This is a genomic window from Cellulomonas sp. NEAU-ZC6, from assembly GCF_056844425.1.
Window position 1 is genome coordinate 153,258 of the sequence record NZ_JBXFYH010000004.1, and the last position, 25,310, is coordinate 178,567.

At 75.7% G+C, this 25,310-nt stretch carries 22 protein-coding genes and 1 riboswitch; of the genes, 3 read left to right on the plus strand and 19 right to left on the minus strand.

Going from position 1 to position 25,310, the window contains the following annotated elements; all coding sequences use genetic code 11:
- Positions 1-98 precede the first annotated feature (98 nt).
- Positions 99-174, plus strand: a riboswitch (cyclic di-GMP riboswitch).
- 13 nt (positions 175-187) lie between these two features.
- Positions 188-358, plus strand: coding sequence for a hypothetical protein (locus AC1050_RS16750; RefSeq protein ID WP_482388543.1), 171 nt, complete (start codon positions 188-190; stop codon positions 356-358).
- A 50-nt stretch (positions 359-408) separates the two neighbouring features.
- On the opposite strand, the gene AC1050_RS16755 is transcribed toward AC1050_RS16750, so the two are convergent.
- Complete coding sequence (locus AC1050_RS16755; protein WP_482388544.1) at positions 409-2,934, minus strand: flippase-like domain-containing protein; 2,526 nt, start codon at positions 2,932-2,934, stop codon at positions 409-411.
- A gap of 190 nt (positions 2,935-3,124) precedes the next feature.
- Between AC1050_RS16755 and AC1050_RS16760 the strand changes: the two genes are divergently transcribed.
- On the plus strand, positions 3,125-3,730 hold the full coding sequence (locus AC1050_RS16760) for an HdeD family acid-resistance protein (protein ID WP_482388545.1): 606 nt from the start codon (positions 3,125-3,127) through the stop codon (positions 3,728-3,730).
- Positions 3,731-3,734: 4 nt separating this feature from the next.
- Here the strand turns inward: AC1050_RS16760 and AC1050_RS16765 are convergent, their stop codons facing one another.
- The 17 genes from AC1050_RS16765 to hemE all read right to left on the minus strand — a co-directional run bounded on the left by AC1050_RS16765 (position 3,735) and on the right by hemE (position 22,463).
- Positions 3,735-4,604 (minus strand): CPBP family intramembrane glutamic endopeptidase, encoded by an 870-nt coding sequence (locus AC1050_RS16765; RefSeq protein ID WP_482388546.1) that lies wholly within the window; start codon positions 4,602-4,604, stop codon positions 3,735-3,737.
- An 85-nt stretch (positions 4,605-4,689) separates the two neighbouring features.
- A complete protein-coding gene (locus AC1050_RS16770) occupies positions 4,690-5,442 on the minus strand; it encodes a copper homeostasis protein CutC (protein ID WP_482388547.1) in 753 nt (250 codons plus the stop codon).
- Between the two features lie 42 nt (positions 5,443-5,484).
- A complete protein-coding gene (locus tag AC1050_RS16775) occupies positions 5,485-7,965 on the minus strand; it encodes a heavy metal translocating P-type ATPase (protein WP_482388548.1) in 2,481 nt (826 codons plus the stop codon).
- The gene (locus tag AC1050_RS16780; RefSeq protein WP_482388549.1) at positions 7,962-8,195 is read right to left on the minus strand and encodes a heavy-metal-associated domain-containing protein; all 234 of its coding nucleotides are present in this window, start codon (positions 8,193-8,195) and stop codon (positions 7,962-7,964) included. Before AC1050_RS16780 ends, AC1050_RS16775 begins: the two co-directional genes overlap by 4 nt.
- A 22-nt stretch (positions 8,196-8,217) precedes the next feature.
- Positions 8,218-8,499, minus strand: coding sequence for a metal-sensitive transcriptional regulator (locus AC1050_RS16785; RefSeq protein ID WP_482388706.1), 282 nt, complete (start codon positions 8,497-8,499; stop codon positions 8,218-8,220).
- A gap of 134 nt (positions 8,500-8,633) precedes the next feature.
- Positions 8,634-8,804 (minus strand): hypothetical protein, encoded by a 171-nt coding sequence (locus AC1050_RS16790; protein ID WP_482388550.1) that lies wholly within the window; start codon positions 8,802-8,804, stop codon positions 8,634-8,636.
- Positions 8,776-9,186, minus strand: coding sequence for a hypothetical protein (locus AC1050_RS16795; RefSeq protein WP_482388551.1), 411 nt, complete (start codon positions 9,184-9,186; stop codon positions 8,776-8,778). Before AC1050_RS16795 ends, AC1050_RS16790 begins: the two co-directional genes overlap by 29 nt.
- Positions 9,187-9,373: 187 nt before the next feature.
- A complete protein-coding gene (locus AC1050_RS16800) occupies positions 9,374-11,089 on the minus strand; it encodes a dipeptide ABC transporter ATP-binding protein (RefSeq protein ID WP_482388552.1) in 1,716 nt (571 codons plus the stop codon).
- Positions 11,086-12,150, minus strand: coding sequence for an ABC transporter permease (locus AC1050_RS16805; RefSeq protein WP_482388553.1), 1,065 nt, complete (start codon positions 12,148-12,150; stop codon positions 11,086-11,088). Before AC1050_RS16805 ends, AC1050_RS16800 begins: the two co-directional genes overlap by 4 nt.
- 1 nt (position 12,151) lies before the next feature.
- A complete protein-coding gene (locus AC1050_RS16810) occupies positions 12,152-13,276 on the minus strand; it encodes an ABC transporter permease (RefSeq protein WP_482388554.1) in 1,125 nt (374 codons plus the stop codon).
- A 96-nt stretch (positions 13,277-13,372) separates the two neighbouring features.
- Positions 13,373-15,040, minus strand: coding sequence for an ABC transporter substrate-binding protein (locus AC1050_RS16815; protein ID WP_482388555.1), 1,668 nt, complete (start codon positions 15,038-15,040; stop codon positions 13,373-13,375).
- Positions 15,041-15,416: 376 nt separating this feature from the next.
- Positions 15,417-16,730, minus strand: a complete 1,314-nt coding sequence (hemL, locus tag AC1050_RS16820) for a glutamate-1-semialdehyde 2,1-aminomutase (protein ID WP_482388556.1) — start codon at positions 16,728-16,730, stop codon at positions 15,417-15,419.
- Entirely contained in the window at positions 16,727-17,812 is a 1,086-nt protein-coding gene (hemB, locus tag AC1050_RS16825) for a porphobilinogen synthase (protein ID WP_482388557.1), read from the minus strand. The genes hemL and hemB overlap by 4 nt, the downstream gene beginning before the upstream one ends.
- On the minus strand, positions 17,809-18,747 hold the full coding sequence (locus AC1050_RS16830) for a uroporphyrinogen-III synthase (RefSeq protein WP_482388558.1): 939 nt from the start codon (positions 18,745-18,747) through the stop codon (positions 17,809-17,811). The genes hemB and AC1050_RS16830 overlap by 4 nt, the downstream gene beginning before the upstream one ends.
- On the minus strand, positions 18,744-19,709 hold the full coding sequence (hemC, locus tag AC1050_RS16835; RefSeq protein WP_482388559.1) for a hydroxymethylbilane synthase: 966 nt from the start codon (positions 19,707-19,709) through the stop codon (positions 18,744-18,746). The genes AC1050_RS16830 and hemC overlap by 4 nt, the downstream gene beginning before the upstream one ends.
- A gap of 68 nt (positions 19,710-19,777) precedes the next feature.
- Entirely contained in the window at positions 19,778-21,259 is a 1,482-nt protein-coding gene (locus AC1050_RS16840) for a protoporphyrinogen/coproporphyrinogen oxidase (RefSeq protein WP_482388560.1), read from the minus strand.
- Positions 21,260-21,308: 49 nt separating this feature from the next.
- Positions 21,309-22,463 carry a uroporphyrinogen decarboxylase gene (gene hemE, locus AC1050_RS16845; protein ID WP_482388561.1) on the minus strand — a complete coding sequence of 385 codons (1,155 nt, stop codon included), beginning with the start codon at positions 22,461-22,463 and terminating at the stop codon, positions 21,309-21,311.
- Positions 22,464-22,515: 52 nt separating this feature from the next.
- Between hemE and AC1050_RS16850 the strand changes: the two genes are divergently transcribed.
- On the plus strand, positions 22,516-23,772 hold the full coding sequence (locus AC1050_RS16850) for a glutamyl-tRNA reductase (protein WP_482388707.1): 1,257 nt from the start codon (positions 22,516-22,518) through the stop codon (positions 23,770-23,772).
- A 39-nt stretch (positions 23,773-23,811) separates the two neighbouring features.
- Here AC1050_RS16850 and purB read toward each other — a convergent pair whose 3' ends face one another.
- Positions 23,812-25,272 (minus strand): adenylosuccinate lyase, encoded by a 1,461-nt coding sequence (purB, locus tag AC1050_RS16855; protein WP_482388562.1) that lies wholly within the window; start codon positions 25,270-25,272, stop codon positions 23,812-23,814.
- Positions 25,273-25,310: the final 38 nt, after the last annotated feature.

Consider the following 25,310-nt stretch of genomic DNA (forward strand, 5'->3'; position numbering starts at 1 on the left):
GTCCGTTATGAGCCGAGTGGGTGAAATGGGGGTTCTGTGACACCCAGTCGCGGCACCCCCCTTCCGCCGGGGCGGGCGCGGGCCTACAGTCGGCTCGTCAGCGACAAGAGCAAACTCTCCGCGAGGAGGGGACGCAAAGCCACGGGACCCCCGCAGGTCAGCCGGGCTGCCGAACGAAGGATCCGTCATGGAACAGCGTGGCTTCTACGAGCCTGCCGAGCGGGACCGCACCGGTTCCGACCTCCGCCCCGAGGGCGTCACCGCCCGCCTCACCGCCTGGTCCCGCATCGCGGCGGCACGCGCCGTCGGCCACGGCGACCTGGTGCCGGCCCAGCGCGAGTGCACCTCCGCCTCCTGAGCGCCTGACGCAGCCGGGGTCGCGCCGCGCGACCCCGGCTCCGTCGTGCCCTAGAGCTCGCCGACCCGCTGCAGGTAGCGCATCGACGCCCAGCCGACCGGGATCCGCAGCCAGTACGTGAGCACCCGGAACAGCACGGCCACCGACGTCGCCACACCGGGGTTGACCCCGACCACCGACAGCGCGCCGGCCAGCGCGATCTCCGTCGTGCCGATGCCGCCGGGGGTCGGGGCGATCGAGCCGGCGGTGTTGCCCGCCAGGTAGACGATCGCGACCTGCACCAGCGAGAGCTCCTGGCCGAAGGCCCGCAGGCACACCTCGAACGCGAGGATGTACCCGAACGTGGTCAGCACGTTGCCGGCGATGCCGATCGCCAGGCGGGACGGCTGACCCACCACCTCGATCAGGCGCGGCCAGGTCTGCTGCAGCGTCGGCAGCGTCTTCGCGGCCACCCACTGCCGCACCCGGGGCACCAGCATCGCGCCGGCGACGAGCGCCGCCAGCACGCCCACCACCACGACGACCACCGGCGACACGGTGAACCGCTCCAGCTGGTTGGTGCCGGACGCGACCGACAGCGCCAGCAGCAGCAGCATCGTGACGACGAACTGCGCGACCTGGACCAGGGCGACCGTCGCCGTGGCCAGCGAGGTGGACGTGCCGCGGCGGGTCAGCAGGCGCAGGTTGAGCGCGGCCGGGCCGATGCCGGCGGGGGCGGCCAGCGCGACGAACGTGGCCGCGGACTGCGCGACCGTCGCTCGCCACAGCGGCACCTTGACCGGGGAGAACGCCACCAGCGACAGCGCGGCGCCGAACAGCGTCGCCATCCCGAGCGCGAACGCCAGCAGGCTGAGCCGCCAGTCCGTCGACTGCAGCGCGTCGAGGATGGTCTGCAGGTTGATCGACGTCAGCAGGATGATGACCGCGGCGGTCGTGAGCAGGATGGTCAGCACGGCGCGGGCGCCGAACCGGATCAGCTGCACCGGCTGCACGTCGGCCTCGGGCAGCCGGGCGACCAGCGCCGACCGCAGCTCCGCGAGCACCTCCTTGTGGGCGCGCAGCTCCTCGCGGGTCCGGCGGGGGAGCGTGATGGTCTGCAGCAGGGGGCCGATCGCGGCGATGTCCCCCTCCGGGAGCACGGCCACCGCCGACTCCAGCGCCCGGGCGGGCCCGACCCGCAGGGCGAGCAGCGCGACCATCTGGGTCCGGTCCATCCGGCGGGCCAGGTCGGAGGAGGCGACGTCGCCCTGCTCCCAGCCCACCAGCCACACCGTCGGCCGCTCGGCGTCCCCGGACACCAGGATCGCGTCGCTGGTCAGCGTGCGGTGCGCGAGCCCGGCCTCGTGCGCGGTGCCGAGCTGCGCCCAGATCTCCTGCAGCACGGCGTCCGTGATCTGCTCGGGCTCCAGGTCCGCCAGCGGTGTCGCGTCCGGCACCCGGTCCTGCACCAGCATCATCGACGACTCGGCCTCGCCGATGCCGCGCAGCTGCGGGGTGCGCACGCCGGCCGCGGTCGCGGTGTAGGACAGCAGCGCCGCGCGCTCCGCGGCCTGCCGCAGGGACACCACGGACCGGCCGTCCAGCCCGCGCAGCCGCAGCGACCGCCACAGGCGGCTGAGGACGCCGACCACCTGCCGGTCGCCGTCCAGCACCACGACGTCCAGCATCCGGCCGTCGTCGGTCGTCATCTCGTACACGCGGTGGTCGGTGGACCGGGCCACGGCCCGGGCGGCCGGGGTGCCGGGCAGCGGCTCGGGGTGCTCCGGAGCCCCCTCGCCGGGCACGCGCACCAGCACCAGCGGGTGCCAGCCCGCGCGCCGGACGCCGGCGACCAGGCTGGCGCCGTAGGCGCGCTCGGACCGGACCCCCGACACGTAGCGCACGGCGAGGCCGGTGGCGCGCCCGATCAGCAGGGCGACGGCGACGCCGGGCAGCGAGACGCCCGCGGTGATCACCATGATCCCGACGGCGACCCACACCAGGTTCCAGGACCACGCGACCGTGCGGCGGCGGTTGCGCGGGCCGGTGGCGGTCAGCAGGCCCGCGATCAGCGCGATGTAGCCGGGGATGGTGAGCGTGAGCTCGCCCGCGAGCCGGACGGACAGCCCGGCGACCAGCTGGTCGGAGCCGAGCCGCTCGATCAGCCAGGACACGCTGGACGTGACCAGCACCGCGACGATGGCGGCGACGGACGCCTCGACCATCTGGCGGCCGAGCCGGCGGATCGCGAGCTCCGCGAGCACGGCGATCGGCACGATGAACGTGACGACGCTCTCCAGCAGCGCGACCGGGACGATCAGCAGCTGGCGCAGCAGCGTGGCGAACCCCTGCACGTCCTCCGCGACGCCGGTCGTCGTGTTGTGCGCGTAGGTCGCCAGGACCATGACGGCGACGGCACCGAGCAGGGTGAGCACCACGCCGAGCAGGTCGCTCGGGTGGTGCACCCGGACCTCGGGGGTGTCGACCACCTGGGGCCGTCCCAGGCCGTCCGTCCCCGGGCGTGCGGCACCCGCCCCGGCGGCGGTCCCGCCGGGTCGCCCGGCCGCCGCCGGCGCGCTGGTCGAGGCGTCGGGCATGAGGTGGAGTCTAGGCAGCGCGGACCCCACCCAGGGGGTCCTCCGGGCGGTCCGTGGTCAATTGGGTCCCCGAGGATGAGGCCCGCCGGGTCACGCCTCCGTCGCGGGGATGACCTGGGCGGACTAGCGTGACGGCGAGCAGGCGCCGCGACTCACCCGGTGGCGTCGGGACGACCCTCGGGAGGCGCTCGTGGCACAGGACCTGGACGACCGGATCGCGGCGGTGCTCCGCTCGGTGTGGTGGCTGCCCGTGCTGCGCGGCGTGCTCATGATCGTGCTCGGGCTGCTGCTGCTCGTGGAGCCCCTGGGCACGCTGGTGGCGCTGGTGTGGGTCTTCGGCGTGTTCGCGGTCGTGGACGGCGCCGTCGTGCTGCTGCAGGCGCTGCTGGCCCGGGGCCGGCCGGGGTTCGGCTGGCTGCTCACCGAGGGCCTGGTGAGCATCGCGTTCGGCGCGCTGATCATGCTGTGGCCCGACGTCACGGCGCTGGTGCTGTTCTACCTGCTCGCGCTCTGGGTTCTGGTGCTCGGGGTGACGGCCGTGATCGTCGCCGTGACGCAGTACCGGGCGCGGGACCTGGCGTGGTCGGGGACGCTCGTGTTCGGCCTGGTCGGCTTCCTGTTCGGCCTCCTGCTCGCGATCAAGCCGCAGGGCACGGTCGACGTGATCCTCACCGTGTACGGGCTGTTCGCGTTCGTCGCCGGCGTCGTGATGCTGGTGTCCGGGTTCGCGACGCGGACGCTGGCGCGGCAGCTGCGGGAGGCCCGCGGTCCCGTGGACGGCACGCCCGCCGCCTGACCCCTCACCGGATGCCGAGGGCCTCGCGCCACGCGACCGGCAGCAGCGCGTACCCGACGAACGCCACCACGTCGAGCACCGTGTGCGCGACGACGAGCGGCATCGTGCGCCGCCGGCGCCGGTAGTACTCGGCGAACACGAGACCCATGACGACGTTGCCCACGAACGGCCCGATCCCCTGGTACAGGTGGTACGAGCCGCGGAGCAGCGCGCTGGTGACGAGGATCGCCGGCGTCCGCCAGCGCAGGTCCCGCAGCCGCTCCATCAGGTAGCCGACCACGATCACCTCCTCGAGCAGCGCGTTCTGCAGCGCCGACAGCACCAGCACGGGCACCGTCCACCAGGCGGCTGCCAGCGCCGCCGCCTGCACCTCGACCGTGATGCCCACCGCGCGCCCGGCGGCGTACAGCGCCAGGCCGGGCAGCCCGATCAGCGCGGCGAGCCCGACGCCGACCGCCAGGTCGCGACCGGGCCGGGACCCGTCCAGGCCGATCCGCCGCACGGCGCTGCGGCCCCCCGCGGACAGCAGGTACAGCGCGAGCGCCACGGGCACCAGCGCGAACCCGATCGACAGCAGCTGGTACGTGAGGTCCAGGTAGGGGCGCGGGGACCGGCTGGCGTTCAGCGTCGCGCTCTGCTGCGCGAGCGGGGTGCCCTCGGTCAGCCGCGCCACGATGTTGACCAGCGCGTAGACGCCCGACTTGCCGAGCGACAGGCCGAGCACGATCCACACCTCGGCCGTCAGACGGCGGCGCCAGGCGCGGTCCGACACGGGCGGGGCACCCGGGCCGGCCGGACCGGAGGCGTCCCGGGGCGCCGCGGGCGCGCGTGCCCCGGACGCCGCGGGGGCAGGGGTCGGCGGCTCGGCGGTCACGCACCGCAGCGTAGGCCCGGGGGCTGACCGTCGCCTGGACGCGGGCTGGGTCCGCGCGACGCGCGCCGCAGGTCCTGCAGAGCGGTCAGGCCCGGGCGAGGGCGGCGACGGCCTCGGCGACCAGGTCGGGGTCCGTGACGGTGTAGCCGGACGTCCCGCCGCCGCCCGGCCCGCCGTCGTCCGCCACGGGGCGGCTCGCCGACAGGTGCACGGCGTCGACCCCGGCCGCCACCAGGGCGCCGACGTCGACCGGACGCACGCCGCCGCCGGCCATCACCTGCACGGCCCCGGCGGTGTGCTCCACCATCCCGGCCAGCCGTCGCACCCCGTCGATGCTGCGCGCCGCGCCGCCGGAGGTCAGCACCCGGGTCACGCCGGCCGCGGCGAGCGCGTCGAGCACGGCGAGCGGGTCCGCGACCGCGTCCACGGCCCGGTGGAAGGTCACCTCGCGGCCGTCCGCCGCGGCCACCAGCTCGGCCAGCGCCGCGGCGTCCACCCGGCCGTCGGCGGTGAGCGTGCCGACCACGACGCCGTCCGCGCCGGTCCCGACCGCCGCACGCACGTCGGCCACCTGCACCGCGACCTCGTCGGCGTCGTACACGAACGACCCGGGGCGCGGCCGGACCAGCACGTGGATGCCCGTCCGGCCCGCGCCCCGGGCGGCGCGCTCGTCCCGCTCGGCGACCAGCGCCGCCAGGAGGCCGGCGCTCGGCGTCAGGCCGCCCGTCGCGGCCAGCGCCCCGCAGACCTCGGTCCGCGCCGCACCCGCGTTCGCCGCCACGCGGTAGCCGGCCAGGTCCTGCACGGCGATCTCGAGGACGGGACGGGACGCGGGCACGGTGCCTCCTGGGCTCGGGGTGGGGCTGGGGAGCACGGTAGCTCAGGCGAACCGGCGCAGCCGCAGCGAGTTCACGACCACCAGCACCGAGCTGAACGCCATCGCGGCGCCCGCGATCATCGGGTTCAGCAGCCCCAGCGCGGCGAGCGGGATCGCCGCCACGTTGTAGGCGAACGCCCAGAACAGGTTCTGCTTGATCACCCGCAGCGTGGACCGGGACAGCCGCACCGCCTGCGCGGCCGACCGCAGGTCCCCGCGGACCAGGGTGACGTCGGCGGCCTCGATGGCCACGTCCGTGCCGGTGCCCATCGCCAGGCCGAGGTCGGCCGTGGCGAGCGCGGCGGCGTCGTTCACGCCGTCGCCGACCATCGCGACCCGGTGGCCGGCGGCCTGCAGGCCGCGCACCACGTCGACCTTGTCCGCCGGCAGCACCTCGGCGACCACGTCGTCCGCGGCGATGCCGACCTCGCGCGCCACGGCGTGCGCCGCGCCCGTGTTGTCACCGGTCAGCAGCACCGGACGCAGGCCGACGGCCCGCAGCTCCGCCACGGCCTGCCGGGAGGTGGCCTTGACCGGGTCCCGCAGCACCAGGGCGCCGTGGGCGCGGCCGTCCCACGCCACCAGCACCGCGGTGGCGCCGTCGGCCTCGGCGGCGGCGAACCGCCCGGCGAGGTCGTCGTCGACGCGCACGCCGGCGTCGGCGAGCCACGTCGGCCGGCCGACCAGCACCCGCCGGGACAGGCCGACGCCGGAGTGGGCCGCGCGGACCACGCCGCTCACGCCGCGGCCGGCCTCGGCCCGGAACTCGTGCACCTGGTCGGTGCCGATCCCGACGCCGTCGCCGCCGACCCCGGCGGCGACCGGCGTCAGCCGGTGCGCGGCCTCGGCGACCGCGCGGGCGATCGGGTGCTCGGACAGCTGCTCGACCGCGCCGGCGTACCGGAGCACCTCGTCCGCGGAGCCGCCGTCCGCCCCCGCGGGGACGAGCACGTCGACCAGCGCCATCCGGCCCTCGGTCACCGTGCCGGTCTTGTCCAGCACCACGGTGTCGACGGTGCGGGTCTGCTCGAGGGTCTCCGGGCCCTTGATCAGCACGCCCAGCTGCGCGCCGCGGCCGGTGCCGACCAGGAGCGCCGTCGGGGTGGCCAGGCCGAGCGCGCACGGGCAGGCGATGATCAGCACCGCCACCGCGGCGGTGAAGGCCGTCTGCGCGGAGGCGCCGGACACCAGCCAGACGGCGAGCGTCCCGGCCGCGAGCACCAGCACCACCGGCACGAAGACCGCGGAGATGCGGTCCGCGAGCCGCTGCACCGGCGCCTTGCCGGTCTGCGCCGCGGCGACCAGCCGGCCGATCTGGGCCAGCCGCGTCTCCTCGCCGACCCGGGTCGCGCGGACCACCAGGTGGCCGCCGGCGTTGATCGTGGCACCGGTGACCTCGTCCCCGGGCCCGACGTCGACCGGCACGGGCTCGCCGGTCAGCAGGCTGGTGTCGACCGCGCTGGTGCCGGAGACCACGACGCCGTCGGTCGCGACCTTCTCGCCCGGCCGCACCGCGAACTCGTCGCCCGCCCGCAGCCGGTCGACCGGCACGCGCTGCTCGGTGCGGCGGCCGTCGGCGCCCGTGACCAGCAGCGCGACGTCCTTCGCGCCCAGGTCGAGCAGCGCGCGCAGCGCGTCCCCGGCCCGGCGGCGGGACCGATGCTCGGCGTACCGCCCGGCCAGCAGGAACGTGGTCACGACCGCCGCGACCTCGAAGTACAGCTCGGGCATGTGCGTGGCCATGCCGTCGTCCGCGGCGGGCCACAGCGTCGGCGTCATCGTCATGCCGAGCGCCCCCGCCCCGCCGAGCAGCAGCGCCCACAGCGACCAGCCCGTCGCGGCGACGATCCCGATCGAGACCAGGGTGTCCATCGTCGAGGCGCCGTGCCGGGCCGCGCGCACGGCCGCACGGTGGAACGGCCAGGCGGCCCAGGTCGCGACCGGCAGCGCGAGCGCCGCGACCAGCCACTGCCAGCCGCGGAACTGCGTCGCCGGGACCATGGACAGCACCACGACCGGGACCGTCAGCACCGCCGCCACGCGCAGCCGGCGGCGCAGGTCGGCGCCGCGGCCGTCGACGGGGGCGGACGTGTCCTCGTCCGGGTCCATGTCGTGACCCGGCGCCATGCTGTGGCCGGACAGGGCGTGCTCGCGCCCGTGGTCGGCGTGCGTCCCGTCGTGCGTCCCGTCGTGCTGCGGGGCGGTCGGCGCGCCGAGGTCCCGGCGCCCGGTGACCGTGGCGTCGTACCCGGCCGCGCGCACAGCCTCGACCAGCGCGCCGGTGCTCGGCGTGCTGCCGTCCTCGGCCGGGGCGACCTCGACGTGCGCGCTCTCCAGCGCGAGGTTCACCGTCGCCCGCGCGCCCGGCACCCGGTTGAGCCGCTTCTCCACCCGCGCGACGCAGGAGGCGCAGGTCATGCCCTCGACCGCGAGGTCGACGGTCACGACCGGCGCCGGGAGCGCCGCCTGCTGCTCGGTGGTCACAGCAGCGACTTCCGCGGCGTGACCGCGTAGCCCGCCTCGTCCACGGCGGCGGCGACGGCCTCGTCGGTCAGGGGGGCGTCGGACGTGACGACGACGGGGGAGGACCCGCCGGCGACCAGGTCGACGCGGACGTCGGTCACGCCGGGCAGCGCGGTGAGCTCCTCGGTGACGTGGCGGACGCAGTTGCCGCAGGTCATGCCGTCGACGGCGAAGGTGGTGGTCTGGCTCATGGTGGTGGTTCCTCTCAGGGGATCAGGAGCGGACGAGGCGGGCGATGGCCTCGGAGGCCTCGCGGACCTTCTCGGCGCCGGCCTCGGGCGACTGGCGGGCGGCGTCCACCACGCAGTGGCCCAGGTGGTCCTCGACCAGCCCGATGCTCACCGCCTGCAGCGCCTTGGTCACGGCGGACACCTGGGTGAGCACGTCGATGCAGTAGACGTCCTCGTCGACCATGCGGGCGATCCCGCGGACCTGGCCCTCGATGCGCTTGAGGCGCTTGAGGTAGTCGTCCTTGTCGCTGCTGTAGCCGTGCACGTCGTGCCCCTCTCGCCCGGGCACCGGCGTGCCCGTCCTGGAGCAGAACGCTATACCCCCTGGGGGTATTCCTCGCGGCGCCGCCGCCCGGTGCTCGCGATCCCGGTCGCGCCTTCCGCCGAGCAGTGGCGCGGCTAGATGCGGTGCATCGGCTCACCGGTGGCGAGCCACTCGGCGTACAGGCGCTCGGCCTTCGCCTGCGCCTGCGCGCGCAGCTCCTCGAAGTCGATCTCGGTGCCCTGCGTCGGGCGTGAGGCGCCGGAAGCACCCGCGCCGTCACGATCGTCCTGAGCGTTCGTCGCCATCAGGGGTGCCCTCCTCGTCGTCGGTCGTGGCCGGCGCGTACGCCTCGAGCAGCGCGGAGGCCGCAGCGCTCTGCATCCCAGTCTCCGCGCCCGTCAGAAGCGCCCGCAACAGCACTTTCTCGCGCTGTGTGGCCCTGCGGGGGCGGGGAGGACGGTCGGCGTGCGCGAGCCGGTACACCCGCCACCACTGCTCGTCCCGCCGCGTCCGGCGGTCGGCCGTCTCCCGCTCCCGGCGCGCGTCGAGCTCGGCCCGTCCTTGCCGGCGCCACTGCCGGAACCCGACCCACGCCGCGCCGACCGCGGCGAGCCCGCCCAGGCCGGGGCTGCGGACGAACGTGTCCCACCAGCGCAGCACGTCCAGCAGCACCTCGCGCGGCTCCACCCGGCCACCTCCCTCGTCGGCGTGCCGCCCACCGTCGCACGCGACACGCCGTACCCGGCCGCGGTCCCCAGGCCGGATCCGGCCTCGTCGCGTCTGCGGCCGGCAGCAGCCGCAGACGCGACGAGGGCGCACCCACCCGGGTACGCCCTCGCCGTTCCTCGTGCACCCTCGCGGATGCGGCCTCGCGTCAGACCAGCGCGCGCCACGCCTCGCGCCGCTCGGCCTGCTCGACCGGGTCCGGCACCGGCAGGCTGGCCAGCAGCCGCCGGGTGTACTCCTCGCGGGGAGCGCCCAGCACCTCCTCGCCGGTGCCCTCCTCGACCAGCGAGCCGCGGTGCAGCACCGCGATCCGGTCGGCGAGCAGGTCCACGACAGCCAGGTCGTGGCTGATGAACAGGCACGCGAACCCGAGCTGCTCCTGCAGCTCCGCGAACAGCTCCAGCACCCGGGCCTGCACCGACACGTCGAGCGCCGAGGTCGGCTCGTCGGCGATCAGCAGCTCGGGGTCCAGCGCGATGGCCCGGGCGAGCGACGCGCGCTGGCGCTGCCCGCCCGACAGCTCGTGCGGGTACCGGTCGCCGTAGGCGCGCGGCAGCTGCACCGACTCCAGCAGCTCGTCCACCTTGGCCCGCGCGGCGCGGGCGTCGCGCGCCCGGCCGTGCACCACCAGCGGCTCGGCCACGCACTCGGCGATGGTGAGCAGCGGGTTGAACGAGGTCGCCGGGTCCTGGAACACGAACCCGACGCGGCTGCGGATCGGCCGGATCTGCCGCTCCTTGACGCCGTTCATCTCGACGCCGAGCACCTGCAGCGACCCGCCGGTCACCTGGGTGAGCCCGGCGATGGCGCGGCCGATGGTGGTCTTGCCGGAGCCGGACTCGCCGACCAGGCCGACGACCTCGCCCGGGCGGATGGCCAGCGAGACCCTGTCGACCGCCCGGAACCCGGGCTGCCGGAGCCGCCCCGGGTAGGTGATCTCGAGGTCGCGGGCCTGCACGACGGGCTGCTGCTCGGCCCAGCCGGCCGGGCGGGCGGCGGCGCGGGCCCGGGCGTGCGCCCCGCCCCCGCCGATGCGCGGCACGGCCTCCAGCAGCGAGCGCGTGTAGGCGTGCGCCGGGGCGGCGAACAGCTGCCGCACCGGGGCCTCCTCGACGATCTCGCCCTGGTACATCACGGCGACCCGGTCGGCCAGGTCCGCCACCACGCCCATGTTGTGCGTGATGAGGACGATCGCGGCACCGAACTCGTCGCGGCAGCGCCGCAGCAGGTCGAGGATCTCGGCCTGCACGGTGACGTCGAGGGCCGTGGTGGGCTCGTCGGCGATGATGACGCCCGGGTCCAGCACCAGGGCCTGCGCGATGACGATGCGCTGCTTCTGCCCGCCGGAGAACTGGTGCGGGTAGTGGTCGATCCGGTGCTCCGGGTCGGGGATGCCGACGCGGCGCAGGATGTCGATCGCCTGCGTCCGGGCCTCGGCCTTGCTGAGCTTCCCGTGGGCGCGCAGGCCCTCGATGATCTGCCAGCCGACCGTGTAGACCGGGTTGAGCGCCGTGGACGGCTCCTGGAACACCATGGCGGCGTCCCGGCCGCGCACCCGGCGCAGCCCGGTCTTGTCCAGGTCCAGCACGTCGTCCCGGGTGCTGCCGTCCTTGGACGACAGCACCACGGTGCCGCGCGTGGTGGCGGTGGACGGCAGCAGGCCGAGGATGGTCTTGGCGGTGACCGACTTGCCGCTGCCGGACTCGCCGACCACGGCCAGCACCTCGCCGGCGCGCACGCTCAGCGAGACGCCGTCGACGGCCCGGACGTTGCCGGCGTCGGTCGCGAACGACACGGACAGCCCGCTGATCTCCACGACCGGCGCCGTGGCGGCCTGCTGGGGTGCGTCGGGGACGGTGCTCATCGGGGACCCTCCGTCCCGGGCTCGAGGCCCTCCACCCCGCCGGGCGCGGTGAGCGCACCGCCGGGCACGACGGACGTCGCGGCGACGTCCCCGGTCACGTCGGCCGACGCGCGGCGCGTGCGCAGCCGCGGGTCCGCCAGGTCGTTGAGCGACTCGCCGACCAGGGTGATGCCCAGCACGGTGAGCACGATGGCGACGCCCGGGAACACCGAGGTCCACCAGATGCCGCTGGTGACGTCGGCGATCGCGCGGTTGAGGTCGTAGCCCCACTCCGCGGCCTGGCTCGGCTCGATGCCGAAGCCCAGGAACCCGAGCCCGGCCAGCGTGAGCACGGCCTCGGACGCGTTGAGCGTGATGATCAGCGGCAGCGTGCGGGTGGCGTTGCGCAGCACGTGCTTGAACATGATGCGGCTGTTGCTCGCGCCGATCACGCGGGCCGACTCGACGAACGCCTCGGACTTGATCCGGATCGTCTCGGCGCGCACGACCCGCAGGTACTGCGGCGTGAACACCACCGTGATCGACAGCGCCGCGGCCAGCACCCCGCCCATCATCGACGACTGCCCGCCGCTGATGACGATGGCCAGCACGATGGCGAGCAGCAGGGACGGGAACGCGTACACGGCGTCCGCGACGACGACCAGCACCCGGTCCAGCCAGCCGCCGAAGTAGCCGGAGAGGAGGCCGAGCAGCACGCCGATGAACAGCGACGCGGCGATGGCGATGACGATCACGAGCAGCGCGGTGCGCGAGCCCCAGATGACCCGCGACAGCACGTCGTAGCCGCCGACGGTGGTGCCGAACCAGTGCTCGGCGGACGGTGCCTGCTGGGCGCCGAACGCCCCGTCGGCGTCGCGCAGCTGGCCGTAGCCGTACGGCGCGAGCAGCGGCGCGAGGAGGGCGCCGAGGATCAGCAGGGCGGTGAGCACCAGGCCGATGACGAGCATCGCGCGCTGCAGGCCCACGCTCTGCCGGAGCTGGTGCACCACGGGCAGCGTGCGCCAGCCGCGGCGGGCGCGGCCGGACTCGGTCGGGGTCGTGGCGGTGGTGGCGGTCGCCATGTCAGAACCTCACCCTCGGGTCGATCAGGGCGGCGATGACGTCCACCAGGAAGTTGGTCACCGCGACGATCACCGCGAGCATCACGACGATGCCCTGCACGGCGACGAAGTCGCGGGCCTGCAGGTACTCGGACAGCTGGAAGCCGAGCCCGCGCCACTCGAAGGTGGTCTCGGTCAGCACGGCGCCGACCAGGAGCATCGCGACCTGCATGCCGATGACGGTGACGATCGGGATCAGCGCGGGCCGGTAGGCGTGCTTGCGCAGCAGGCGGGTCTCGCGCACACCGCGCGAGCGCGCCGCGTCCACGTAGCCCGAGCCGAGCGTGCCGATGACGTTGGTGCGGACCAGGCGCAGAAACACGCCCGCCGTGAGCAGGCCGAGCGTGAGCGCCGGCAGCACCGCGTGCGTGAGCACGTCGCCGATCACCTCGCCGTTGCCGGTGCGCAGGGCGTCCAGCAGGTAGATGCCCGTCGTGCTGTCGAGCTGGCGCATCTCGATCTCGGAGCGCGTCGACGCGCGCCCGGCGACCGGCAGCCAGTCCAGCTGCACCGCGAACACGAGCTTGAGCAGCAGGCCGGCGAAGAACACGGGCGTGGCGTAGCAGAAGATCGCGAAGACGCGCAGCAGCGCGTCCGGCGCCTTGTCGCGGAAGTACGCGGCGGCCAGGCCGAAGGGGATGCCCACCAGGAACGCGACCACGAGGGCGTACAGCGCGAGCTCGAGGGTCGCGGCACCGAAGGTGGTGAGCACCTCGGTGACGGGCCGGCTGTCGCTGAGGGTGGTGCCGAAGTCCCCGCGGAGCAGGTTCATCAGGTACTCGCCGTACTGCACGAGGATCGGCCGGTCGTAGCCGGCCTGGTGGATCCGCTCGGCGAGCTGGTCGGCGGGGAGCCGGCCGCCCTGCGCGGCGGTGATCGGGTCGCCGGTGGCGCGCATCAGCACGAACACGACCGTGACCAGGATGAAGATGGTCGGGATGATCAGCAGGAACCGGACCAGCAGGTAGCGGCCCAGCCCGCCGCGCGAGCGGCGCCTGGCCCCGGGGGACGGCGTGTCGCCGTCGGGTGCGGGGCCGTCCGCTGCGCCGGTGGGCTGCAGCGGACCGGTGATGGAGGTGGAAGTCATGTCTCTCGTCCGTCGTTGCCCGGTGACGCCCCGACGCGGGCCGCTCGTGCTGAGCGACCCGCGTCGAGGCGTCGGGAGGGGTGCGTCAGGGCCGGATCAGCCCTTGGCGAGTGCGCCGTAGCGGAACTTGAACGAGGCGTCGAGGGTGTCCTCGGTGCCGGTCACGTCCGTGCCCACGACGGCCACCTGGGCGCCCTGGAGGTACGGCACCGTGGACAGGTCCTCGGCGACGGTGTCCTGGATCTGCTCGATGAGCGCGGTCCGGGCGTCGGCGTCCGCGGTGACCGCCTGCTCGAGGATCAGGTCGTTCACCTCGGTGTTGTCGTAGTGGTTCCCGAGGAAGTTCTCCGTGAGGAAGAACGGGGTCAGGTAGTTGTCCGCGTCCGAGTAGTCCGGGAACCAGCCGAGCTGGTAGGCCGGGTACACGTCGGCGGTGCGGTCCTTGGCGTACTGCACCCACTCGGTGGTCTGCAGGTCGACCGTGAACAGCCCGGTGGACTCGAGCTGGTCCTTGATCAGCGCGTACTCCTCGCCGGAGGACGGGCCGTAGTGGTCGTTGCTGTACTGCAGCGACAGCTGGACCGGCGTCTCGACGCCCGCGGCCTCGAGGCGCTCGGCAGCGGCGTCGGCGTCCGCGCCGCCCTCGCCGTCGCCGTACAGGCCCTTGAGCGGCTCGGTGGCGCCGGTCAGGCCCTCGGGGACGAAGGAGTACAGCGGCGTGTAGGTGCCCTTGTAGACCTGCTCCGCGATCTCCTCGCGGTCGATCAGGTCGGCCACCGCCTGGCGGACGGCGAGCGCCTTGGTCTCGTCGGCCTCCGGCGTGGTCGCGCCGTACGGCTGGGTGTTGAAGTTGAACGTGATGTAGCGGATCTCGCCGCCGGGGCCGTCGACGACCTGGACGTTGTCGTCGCCGCGCAGGTCCTCGATGTCGGTCGCGGTCAGGCTGCGGAACGCGACGTCGACGTTGCCCTGCTGGACGTCGAGCTTGAGGTTCGACGCCTCGGCGTAGTACGAGACCGAGATCTCCTCGGTCGCCGGCGCACCGAGCAGGCCCTGGTAGTCCGGGTTCGCCTGGTAGGTGAGCAGGTCGTTCTGGGCGTAGTCCGTCAGCACGTACGGGCCGGCGAAGGCCTGGCCCTCGACGATCTCGTCGTCCGGGGTCAGCGCGTCGGCGGCGAACACGTCCTCGTCCACGATCGGGCCCGCGGGGCTCGACAGGATCTGCGGGAAGACCTGGTCGTTCTCGGACTTCAGCGTGAAGACGACGGTGGTGTCGTCCGGCGCCGCGACGCTGGCGAGGTTGTAGAGCAGCGAGCCGGGGCCGTTGCCGTCGTCCGCACCGGACTCGAAGATCGCGAGCTGGCGGTCGAACGTGAACTTGACGTCCGAGGAGGTGAGCTCGTTGCCGTTGGCGAACGTCAGACCCGGCTTCAGGGTGACCGTGTACTCGGTCGGCGAGGTGAACTCGGCCGACTCGGCGATGTCGGGCTTGACCTCGGGGCTGCCGTACGGCGTGTTCATGAGGAACGGGTAGACCTGGTTCATGACGGCGAACGAGCCGTTGTCGTACGAGCCGGCCGGGTCGATCGTCGTGATCTTGTCGGTGGTGCCGATCAGCAGCGAGCCGCCGCCTCCGCCGTCACCGCCGTCCGCGTCGTCGTCGCCGCCGGAGCCGCCGCCGCAGGCGGCGAGCACCAGCGCGGTGGCGACCAGGCCGGCGCCGGCCGCGAAGCCGCGTCGGCGGCCGTGGGGAACCGCAGTCATGCGTGTACCTCTTCCTGAGTGAGAGCCCTTCGGCGTCCCGGACGGTGCGGCCGGCGGGCGCGGAGCCCGGCGGCGCGGTCCCGACGGCGGGGGTCGCGCGCTCACGGGCGCGGGGGCGCTCGTGACGTGGGTCATAGGAGTAGCACAGTGTAAGGAGATTCCGAACCGTCGGATGTTTCCGCCGTGTTTCCTCCGTGGAAACCCGCAGGTCAGAGGGCTGAGCCGACCAGTCGGTAGATATTCGGCGCTCCAGGCGCACCTGCCGGGAGGGCCGTGCCGCGGGCAGGCCGCGGCTCGCTCGGCGCGCTCCGTGCCGAGCGGCAGGGGCCGGCGCGCACCCCCGCGGGTGGTGGCGCCGGCCGTACCGGCCCGGCCGTCAGGCGGTCGGCGGGACCGCGGCGGCCGCGGCGCGCGCCGCCGCGGGCAGCGCCTCGAGCACCCGGCCCAGCGCCGCGTCGTCGTGCGCGGCGGACAGGAACCACGCCTCGAACGCCGACGGCGGCGCGTACACGCCGTCGCGGAGCAGGCTGTGGAAGAACGCCGGGTACCGCCAGGACTCCGACGCGAGCATCTGGGCGTAGTCCCGCGCGCCGGCGTCGGTGCCGAGCACGGTGCTGAACAGGTTGCTCGCGTTCTGCACGGCGTGCGGCAGCCCGGCGGCGGTCAGGGCCTCGTCCACCGCCGCCCGCACCGTCGCCGACGCGGCGTCGACGTGGGCGTACACGGCGTCGTCCGCGAGGCGCAGCGTGGCCAGGCCCGCGGCGGTGGCCACCGGGTTCCCGGACAGCGTGCCGGCCTGGTAGACCGGCCCGACCGGCGCCAGCGCGTCCATCACGTCCGCACGGCCGCCGAGCGCGGCGACGGGCAGCCCGCCGCCGACGACCTTGCCATAGGTCAGCAGGTCCGGGGACCAGCCCTCGCGCTGCGCCTCGAGCCCCCACCAGCCGGCGGGGCCGACCCGGAAGCCGGTGAGCACCTCGTCCTGGATCAGCAGGGCGCCGTGCGCGTGCGCGATCCGCGCCAGCGCGGCGTTGTAGCCCGGCCCCGGCGGGACGACGCCCATGTTGGCGGGCGCGGCCTCCGTGATGATCGCGGCGATGTCCGGGCCGTGCGCGGCGAACGCGGCCTCGACGGCGGCGACGTCGTTGTACGGCAGCACGATGGTCTCGGCGGCGATCGACGCGGGCACGCCCGCGGAGCCCGGCAGGGCCAGCGTCGCGACGCCGGATCCCGCCGAGGCCAGGAGTCCGTCGGAGTGCCCGTGGTAGAGCCCCGCGAACTTCACGACCTTGTCCCGGCCGGTGACGCCGCGCGCCAGCCGGATGGCCGTCATCGTCGCCTCGGTGCCGGTCGACACCAGCCGCAGGCGCTCGACGGCCGGGACGCGCTCGCGGACGGCCTCGGCGAGCTCGACCTCGGCGAGGGTCGGGGCGCCGAAGCTCAGACCCCGTCCCGCCGCCTCGCGCACGGCCTCGACGACCTCGGGGTGCGTGTGGCCGAGGATCGCCGGCCCCCACGAGCCCACCAGGTCGACGTACTCGCGGCCGTCGACGTCGGTCACGTACGCGCCGCGCGCGGAGGCGAGGAACCGCGGGGCGCCGCCCACGGACCCGAACGCCCGCACCGGCGAGTTCACCCCGCCCGGCACGACGCCCAGCGCCCGCTCGAACAGCTCCTCCGAGGTGGTCATCGCCACTCCTCCCGCAGCCAGTGGGCCAGCTCGACGGCCCAGTACGTCAGCACCTGGTCGGCGCCCGCCCGGCGGATGCCGAGCACGGACTCCGTGATGGCGCGCCGGCGGTCCAGCCAGCCCTGCGCCGCCGCGGCCTCGACCATCGCGTACTCGCCGGACACCTGGTAGGCGGCGACGGGGACGGTGCTGGTCGCGGCGACGTCGGCCAGCACGTCCAGGAAGGCACCCGCGGGCTTCACCATCACCAGGTCCGCGCCCTCCGCGATGTCGAGCTCAACCTCGCGCAGCGCCTCCCGGCGGTTGGCCGGGTCCATCTGGTAGGTCCGCCGGTCGCCCTCCAGCGTCGACTCCACGGCGTCGCGGAACGGGCCGTAGAGCACGCTGGCGAACTTGGCGGCGTAGGCGAGCACCGCGACGTCGTCGCGGCCGGCGGCGTCCAGCACGTCGCGGACCACGCCGACCTGGCCGTCCATCATGCCGCTGGGCGCCACCATGTGGGCGCCCGCCTCGGCCTGCACCAGCGCCATCTCGGCGTAGCGCACCAGCGTCGCGTCGTTGTCGACGACCCCGTCGGCGGTGAGCACGCCGCAGTGGCCGTGGTCGGTGAACTCGTCGAGGCAGAGGTCGGCCTGGACGACCAGCGCGTCGCCGACCTCGGCCCGCACGTCGGCGATGGCCCGGTTGAGCACGCCGTCGGGGTCGGTCGCGCCCGAGCCGACCGCGTCGCGCACCAGCGGGACGCCGAACAGGTTCACGCCGGAGACGCCGGCCGCGGCGGCCTCGACGACCGCGCGGCGCAGCGAGTCCCGGCTGTGCTGCACGACGCCGGGCATGGACGCGATGGCCTGCGGCTCGGTCAGGCCCTCCTTGACGAACAGCGGCAGGATCAGGTCCGCCGGGTGCAGGCGGACCTCGCTGACGGTGCGGCGCAGCGCGGCGGTCCCGCGCAGCCGGCGCGGGCGGACCCGGCCGGGCCGGGCGGCGGCGACGGCCTCGGCCACCGCCCGGGACGTCGCGGGTGCCGGGTGCGCGGGGGTGTGTGCTGCGGGGGCCGGGGTGCCGGCCGGCTGCGTGGTCATGCGTGCCCTCCGTCGGGGTCGGTGCCCGGCGCGACGGGATGGGTCGCGTCCGGCGGGGTCGGGGGTGCGCCGTGGGCGCTGTCGACGTCGGTGCCTGCGGCGTCCGCTGCGTTCGTCAGGGCGGCGGCCAGAGCGGCGACCAGGCCGCCCGGCGTCTGGTCGTGCGCGACGGCGGCCACGGGGAGCCCGGCGCGGCGCGCCTCGGCCGCCGTCGAGTCGCCGATGCAGCACAGCAGGGTCCCGCTGGGCGGGGCGCCGAGCATCGACAGCATGTTCCGCGCGGTGCTCCCGGACGTCAGCAGGGCCGCACGCACCCGGCCCTCCGCCCACGCCGCGCGGGTCTCCGGCTCCGGTGCGGGGCCGGGCACGGTGCGGTAGGTGACCACCACGTCGACGGGCCAGCCGTGGGCCTCCAGCCCCTCGGCCAGCGTCGGCGCCGCGAGGTCGCCCAGGGGCAGCAGCACCCGGACCGGCTCGTCACCGGCCGGGGGCCAGGCGGCCAGCAGCGTGGCGGCGGACGAGCGGCCGCGCGGCACCAGGTCGACGTGGACGCCGGCCTCGCGCAGCGCCCGCGCCGTGGTGCCGCCGACGGCGGCCACCCGGACCCCGTCGAGCAGCTCGGGCAGCGTGTGCCCGGTCTCCTCGGCGCGGTCGACCAGGACGGGCACCGCGGCGGCGCTCGTCACGGCGACCCAGCCGTAGTAGCCCACCTCGAGCGCCAGCAGGGCGTCGTCGAGCTCGGTCGGGTCCGGCGGCGGGACCGTCTGGATCAGCGGCACGACCACGGGCTCCGCACCCGCGGCGCGCAGCGCGATCACCAGCGGGTCGGGTCCCGTCGTCTCGCGCGGGACCAGCACGGTGACGCCGGCGAGCGGTCCGGCGGGCGGCAGGCCGGTGACGTCGGTGCCGCCGGTCGTGCCCTCGGTGGCCGTCACGCGCCGAGCTCCGCCAGGTCGGCGGCACCGGCGGCCAGCAGCTCCTCGGCGAGCCGCGTGCCGAGCGCGGCGGCGGCGAGGGCCGCCCGGCCGTCGTCCGTGCCGGCGCCGCCTGCGGCGAGCGTGGTGCGCGCCGAGCGGCGCAGCGTCGCGGACCCGTCCGTCCGGGCCACGACCGCCTCCAGCGTCAGCACGTCGTCGTCACCCAGCCGCGCGTGCGCGCCGACCGGGGCGGCGCACCCGGCCTCGAGCCGGTTGAGCAGCGCGCGCTCGGCGACGACGGCGAGGTGCGTCGGCCGGTGGTCCAGGGCAGCGAGCGCCCGGGCCAGGGGACTGCCGTCGACGGCGTCCTCCGACCGGACCTCGACGGCCAGCGCGCCCTGCGCCGGCGCCGGGACCATCACGTCGAACGGCAGCGCCTCGGTGACCGCGTCCAGCCGGTCCAGCCGGGCCAGGCCGGCGCGGGCCAGCACCACGGCGTCCAGGTCGTCCTCGATCCGGCGCAGCCGGGTGTCCACGTTGCCGCGGATGTCGACCACCTTCAGGTCGGGGCGCGCGGCGAGGAGCTGCGCCGCCCGCCGGGGGGAGCCGGTGCCCACGGAGGCGCCCTCGGGCAGCGTGGCGAGCGTGCGGCCGTCGCGGGCGCACAGCGCGTCCCGGGGGTCCTGCCGCAGCGGCACGGCGGCGACGACGAGCCCGGGTGCGACGGCGGTCGGCAGGTCCTTGAACGAGTGCACCGCGACGTCGCAGCGGCCGTCCAGCAGGGCGTCGCGGAGCGCGGTGACGAACACCCCGGTGCCGCCCAGCGTGGCCAGCGAGCCGGTCAGCCGGTCACCGTCGGTGCGGACGCGGACCAGCTCGTGCGCGCCGGCGCCCAGGGCGGTCAGCGCGTCCGCCACGTGTCCCGTCTGGGTGAGGGCGAGCGCACTCGCACGGGTACCGACCCGGACCGTCTGGGGCATGCCCCCAGTCTCGGTCTTCTCCGCGCGATCTGTCGAAAGCGGTGCCCGGGACCTGGGGACGACGCCGGTCACCCGGCGTCCCGGGGGACCAGCGCGGCCGCGGTGGCCCGCGCGTCCGGCACGACGGAAGCGAGCCCGTTGCCGGCGACCCACGCCCCGACCACGGCCAGGCCGGGCACCTCCCCGACGGCCGCGCGCACCTGCTGCACGGTCCGGCGGTGCGCGGCGCTCGGCACCGGCAGCCCCTGGCGCCAGCGGACCCGGGCCGTGGCACGGACCTGGTCCGCGCGCAGCGGCACCTCGAGCACGGCCGCCGCGTCGCGCAGCGCGAGGTCGGCGAGCGCCGCGTCGTCGGCGGGCAGCGGCGCGTCCTCGCCGGCCCGGCCGTAGGACAGCCGCACGACGTGCCGGCCCGACCCCGCGGCCTCGGCCAGCCAGCCCCACTTCGCGGTGGCGTGGGTCAGGGCCTTGGCGCGGACGCCGGTCACGCCGCGCGCGACCAGCACGCCGGTGCCGCGCGGGGCGCCGTCCAGCTCGGGGGCGTCCAGCACCAGGGTCACCAGCACGATGTCCGCGCCCGGGTCGGTCTGCAGCCCGGACAGCGCCGGGGCCACGCCGGCCAGCAGGTCCAGCGCCCGCGGCGTGGCGACGACCAGCCGCCGGGCGTCCAGCTCGTGCGTGCCGGCGGCGGTCTCGACGGTCAGGCGGAAGCCGTCGGCCGTCCGTGCGACCGCGCGCGTCGTCGACCCCGTCCGCACGGTCCCGCCGTGCGCCTCGACGTCGGCGACCAGCGCGTCCACCAGCACGTGCAGGCCGCCGCGGAACCCGGCGACCGCCGACCCCGCCGGCACCAGCGCCCGCTGCGCGCGGACCGCGCGTCCCAGGGAGCCCTCCCGGAGCACCGCCGCCCGCAGCCCGGGGGCCACCGCGTCGGCCGCCACGTCGTCGGGCTCGGCGGCGTGCACGCCGGCCACGACCGGGCGGACCAGGCGGTCCAGCACCCGGCTGCCGTACCGGGCGCGCACCATGGCGCCCAGGGTGGCGCCGTCGGCCGTGCCGACGCGCGCGGGCAGCACCCGGTCGACGGCGGCGCGCAGGGAGCCGAGCGTGCCGATCGTGCGGCGCACGTCGGGCGCCCACGGGTCCGCGGGGATCCCCAGCAGCCCGGTGCGCGGCAGCGGGCCCGCGCCGCCGGGCAGCCGCACCCACGCGCCGTGCGGCTCCGGGACCACCACGCGGTCGCCCAGGCCGAGCTCGTCCGCCAGGGCCGCCACGACGCCGCCCCGCGTCGCGAAGGACTCGGCGCCGGCGTCCAGGCGCAGCCCGTCGACCTCGTGCCGCCCGACCACGCCACCCGGTGACCGCCAGGCCTCCAGCACCAGCGGGCGGAGCCCGGCCAGCGCCAGCTCGCGCGCGGCGACCAGCCCGGCGACGCCGCCGCCGACCACGACCGCGTCGTGCGTCCCGGACCCGTCGTGGTCCGCGGGTGCGCGGTCCTCGTGCTCGCTCGTGGCTGCTCCTCGGCTCGTCGGTGTCGTCGTCCCCAGCACTCTGCCGTGCCCGCCGGCGCGCTGGGTGGGGCGGCGTGCCCCTGGGTGGTCAGATGCTGTGCACCAGCTCGACCACCCGGGTCAGCACGGCGGGGTCGGTCTCGGGCGGGACGCCGTGCCCGAGGTTCACCACGTGCCCCGGCGCGACCGCGCCGCGCGCGACCACGTCCCGCACGTGCGCCTCGAGCACGGGCCACGGCGCGCCCAGCAGCGCCGGGTCGACGTTGCCCTGCACCGGCACGCGGCCGTCCAGGCGGCGCACCGCCTCGTCCAGCCCGATGCGGTGGTCCACGCCGACGACGTCCGCGCCGACGTCGCGCATCGCGGCCAGCAGCTCGCCGGTCCCGGTGCCGAAGTGCACGCGCGGCACCCCCAGGTCGGCGACGTGGGCCAGGGCGCGGGTCGAGGCCGGCGCGACGCGCTCGGTGTAGTCCGCCAGCGACAGCGAGCCCGCCCAGGAGTCGAAGAGCTGCGCCGCGCTGGTCCCCGCCAGCACCTGCGCCCGCAGGAACGCGCCCGTCACGTCGGCGGCCCACTCCGTCAGCGCGCGCCACGTGGCCGGGTCCGCGTGCATCAGGGTGCGGGCGGCCAGGTGGTCGCGGGACGGCCGGCCCTCGACCAGGTAGGCGGCGAGCGTGAACGGCGCGCCCGCGAACCCGATCAGCGGGGTGCCGCCGAGCGCGGCCGTCGTGAGGCGGACGGCCTCCGTGACCGGTGCCAGCACCTCGGCGGTCAGCGACTCGACCGGGTGCTCGGCCCGGAGCCGGGCGACGTCGTCGGCGGTCCGGACCGCCGAGCCCATCACCGGGCCGACGCCGGGCTGGATGTCCACGTCGACGCCCGCGAGCCGCAGCGGGATGACGATGTCCGAGAAGAAGATCGCCGCATCCACGCCGTGCCGGCGCACCGGCTGCAGCGTGATCTCCGACGCGAGGTCCGGCGTCAGGCACGCGTCGAGCATCGCGGTGCCCCGGCGGGCCTCGCGGTACTCGGGCAGCGAGCGGCCGGCCTGCCGCATGAACCACACCGGCCGGCGCGCCGGCGTGCGGCCGCGGTAGGCGTCGACCAGCGGCGCGTGCGCCGTGCGGCCGTCGACCAGCGGGTGGTCGGCGGGCAGCCCGGTGCCGTCCGGGAGCGACGGGAGGACGGGGGCGGGGGTCGCCGGCGCGGCCGAGGGCGCGGAGGGGCGTGACGTAGTCGACATCACCGCGATTGTGCCCCCTCTTCCCTGGAGTGATTAAATTCTGGGCGTGGTGATGCTGTCGTTGGTGGCCAGCCATCACGACCTCGACCTGTCCGTGCTGGAGCGGTTGTCCGCCGACACCCACGCCGTCGGCCGGGAGATCGTGACGGGCTCGGACTCGGTCGCGGGGGCGGTCGTCCTGGCGACCTGCAACCGCTTCGAGCTGTACCTGGACGTCGACGACGCAGCCGACGCCGAGGCCGCCCGGGACGCGGTCGCCGCCACCGTCGCCGCCCGCTCCGGCTACTCCACCCAGCGCGTCGCCGACGCCCTCGCGCCCGCCACCGGGCCCCGGGTCGTCGAGCACCTGTTCGCCGTCGCCTCCGGCCTGGAGTCCATGGTCGTGGGGGAGCGCGAGATCGCCGGGCAGGTGCGCCGCGCGCTCACCACCGCCCGCCGCGACGGCACCACCACCTCCGACCTCGAGGGCCTGTTCCAGGCGGCGTCCCGGACCTCGCGCGCCGTCGAGGGCCGCACCGGGCTGGGTGCCGCCGGGCGGTCCGTGGTCGGCGTCGCGCTGGACCTGGTCGAGGACGGGCTGCCCGACTGGGCCGACGTGCGCTGCCTGCTGATCGGCACCGGCTCCTACGCCGGAGCCAGCCTGGCCGCGCTCAAGGCGCGCGGCTGCGCCGACGTCCTCGTCTACTCCGCCAGCGGCCGGGCCGGCCAGTTCGCCGCGCAGCGCGGGGTCACCGCCGCCACCGACGACCTCGCCGCGAGCCTGGCGGGCGTCGACCTGGTCGTCGCGTGCAGCGGCGCGGCCGGCGCGGTGCTCGACGTCGACTCGCTGATCCGGGCCCGGTCCGCCGAGGCCGCGGTCGGCGCGCGCCCCCTGGCCGTCGTCGACCTGGCGCTGCAGCACGACGTCGACCCCGCCGTGGGCGACCTGCCCGGGGTGCGGCTGGTCAGCCTGACCACCGTCGCCGAGCACGCCCCGGACGGGCACTCCGCGACCGTCGCCGACGCCCGCGCGCTGGTCGCCGAGCAGGCCGACACCTTCGACCGCGAGCTGCGGACCCGGCAGTGGAACCCGCCGGTCGTCGCCGAGCGCCGTCGCGTGCACGAGGAGCTCGCCGCCGCCGTCGACGGGCTGGACGAGCGCGCCGCGCGGGCGCTGCGCCGCCGGGTCCGGTCCGCCCTGCACGGCCCGACCGTGCGCGCCCGCGAGGCCGCGCGCGACGGTGACGCGGCCGCCTACGCCGCGGCGCTCGCGGACCTCGCCGCGGTCACGGTCACCCCGGACCTGGCGCCGGCCCCCGCCCCGCGCTGACCCGACCGCCGCGTCGGCGAGGGCACGCGCGGGGGTGGGTCAGCGGTCGAGGTAGGTGACCAGGTCGCCGGCCAGGCCCGTGTACGAGGCGGGGGTCAGCGCCTGCAGGCGCGCCGCGACGTCGTCCGGGAGCCCGAGGCCGGCGATGAACTCGCGCATGTCCTCGGCCGTGAGCCGACGGCCGCGGGTGAGCTCCTTGAGCCGCTCGTACGGGTTCTCCATCCCGGTCACCCCGGCGACGGAGGCGGCGCGCATCGCCGACTGCACGGGCTCGCCCAGCACCTCCCAGTTCTGGTCCAGCTCCCGCGCCAGCAGGTCCCGGTCCACCGAGAGCGCCGCGAGCCCGCGCCGCACGTTGTCGACCGCGAGCAGCGAGTGGCCGAACGCCGGGCCGATGTTCCGCTGGGTGGTGGAGTCGGTGAGGTCGCGCTGCAGCCGGCTGGTCACCAGCGTGGCACCGAGCGTGTCGAGCAGGGCGCTGGACAGCTCCAGGTTCGCCTCGGCGTTCTCGAACCGGATCGGGTTGACCTTGTGCGGCATCGTCGACGAGCCCGTCGCGCCCGCGACCGGGATCTGCGTGAAGACCCCGCGCGAGATGTACGTCCACACGTCGGTCGCGAGGTTGTGCAGCACGCGGTTGAACCGCGCGACGTCCGCGTACAGCTCGGCCTGCCAGTCGTGCGACTCGATCTGGGTGGTCAGCGGGTTCCAGGTGAGGCCCAGGTGCTCGACGAACGTCCGGCTCACCTCGGGCCAGTCGGCACCGGGCACGGCGACGACGTGCGCGCCGTAGGTGCCGGTCGCGCCGTTGAGCTTGCCCAGGAACTCGGCGCCCTCGACCCGGCGGAGCTGACGGCGCAGGCGGTGGGCGAGGACGGCCAGCTCCTTGCCGAGCGTCGTCGGCGTCGCGGGCTGCCCGTGGGTCAGCGCCAGCAGCGGGACGTCCGCGAGGTCGTGCGCCATCGTGGCCAGGTCGTCCACCAGGCCGTGCGCGGCGGGCAGCCACACGTCCTGCACCGCGCCGCGCACCATCAGCGCGTAGGACAGGTTGTTGACGTCCTCGCTCGTGCAGCAGAAGTGCACCAGCTCGGAGACCGACGGCAGCACGGTCGACGTCCCGAGCACGTCCGGGGCCGCGGCGATCCTCTCCTTGAGGAAGTACTCGACCGCCTTCACGTCGTGCACGGTGGTGCGCTCGAGCTCGGCGAGCCGCGCGACGTCCGCGGCCCCGAACCCGGTCACGACGGCCCGCAGGTACGCCTGCTCCTCGGTCGACAGCGCCGGGGCGCCGGGCACGACCTGGTGCGTGGTCAGGTGGATCAGCCACTCCACCTCGACGTGCACGCGCTCGCGGTTCAGGGCCGCCTCCGACAGGTGGTCGACCAGCGGCGCCACCGTCCGGCGGTACCGGCCGTCGAGCGGGCCGAGGGCGATCGCCGGCTCGACGTCCGCGAGGGACGTGCGCGGCGCGGCGGGCGGGGTGCTGTCGTGCGCGGGCATGGGCCGCATCCTTCCACGCCCCGCGCCGGCCGTGCCGT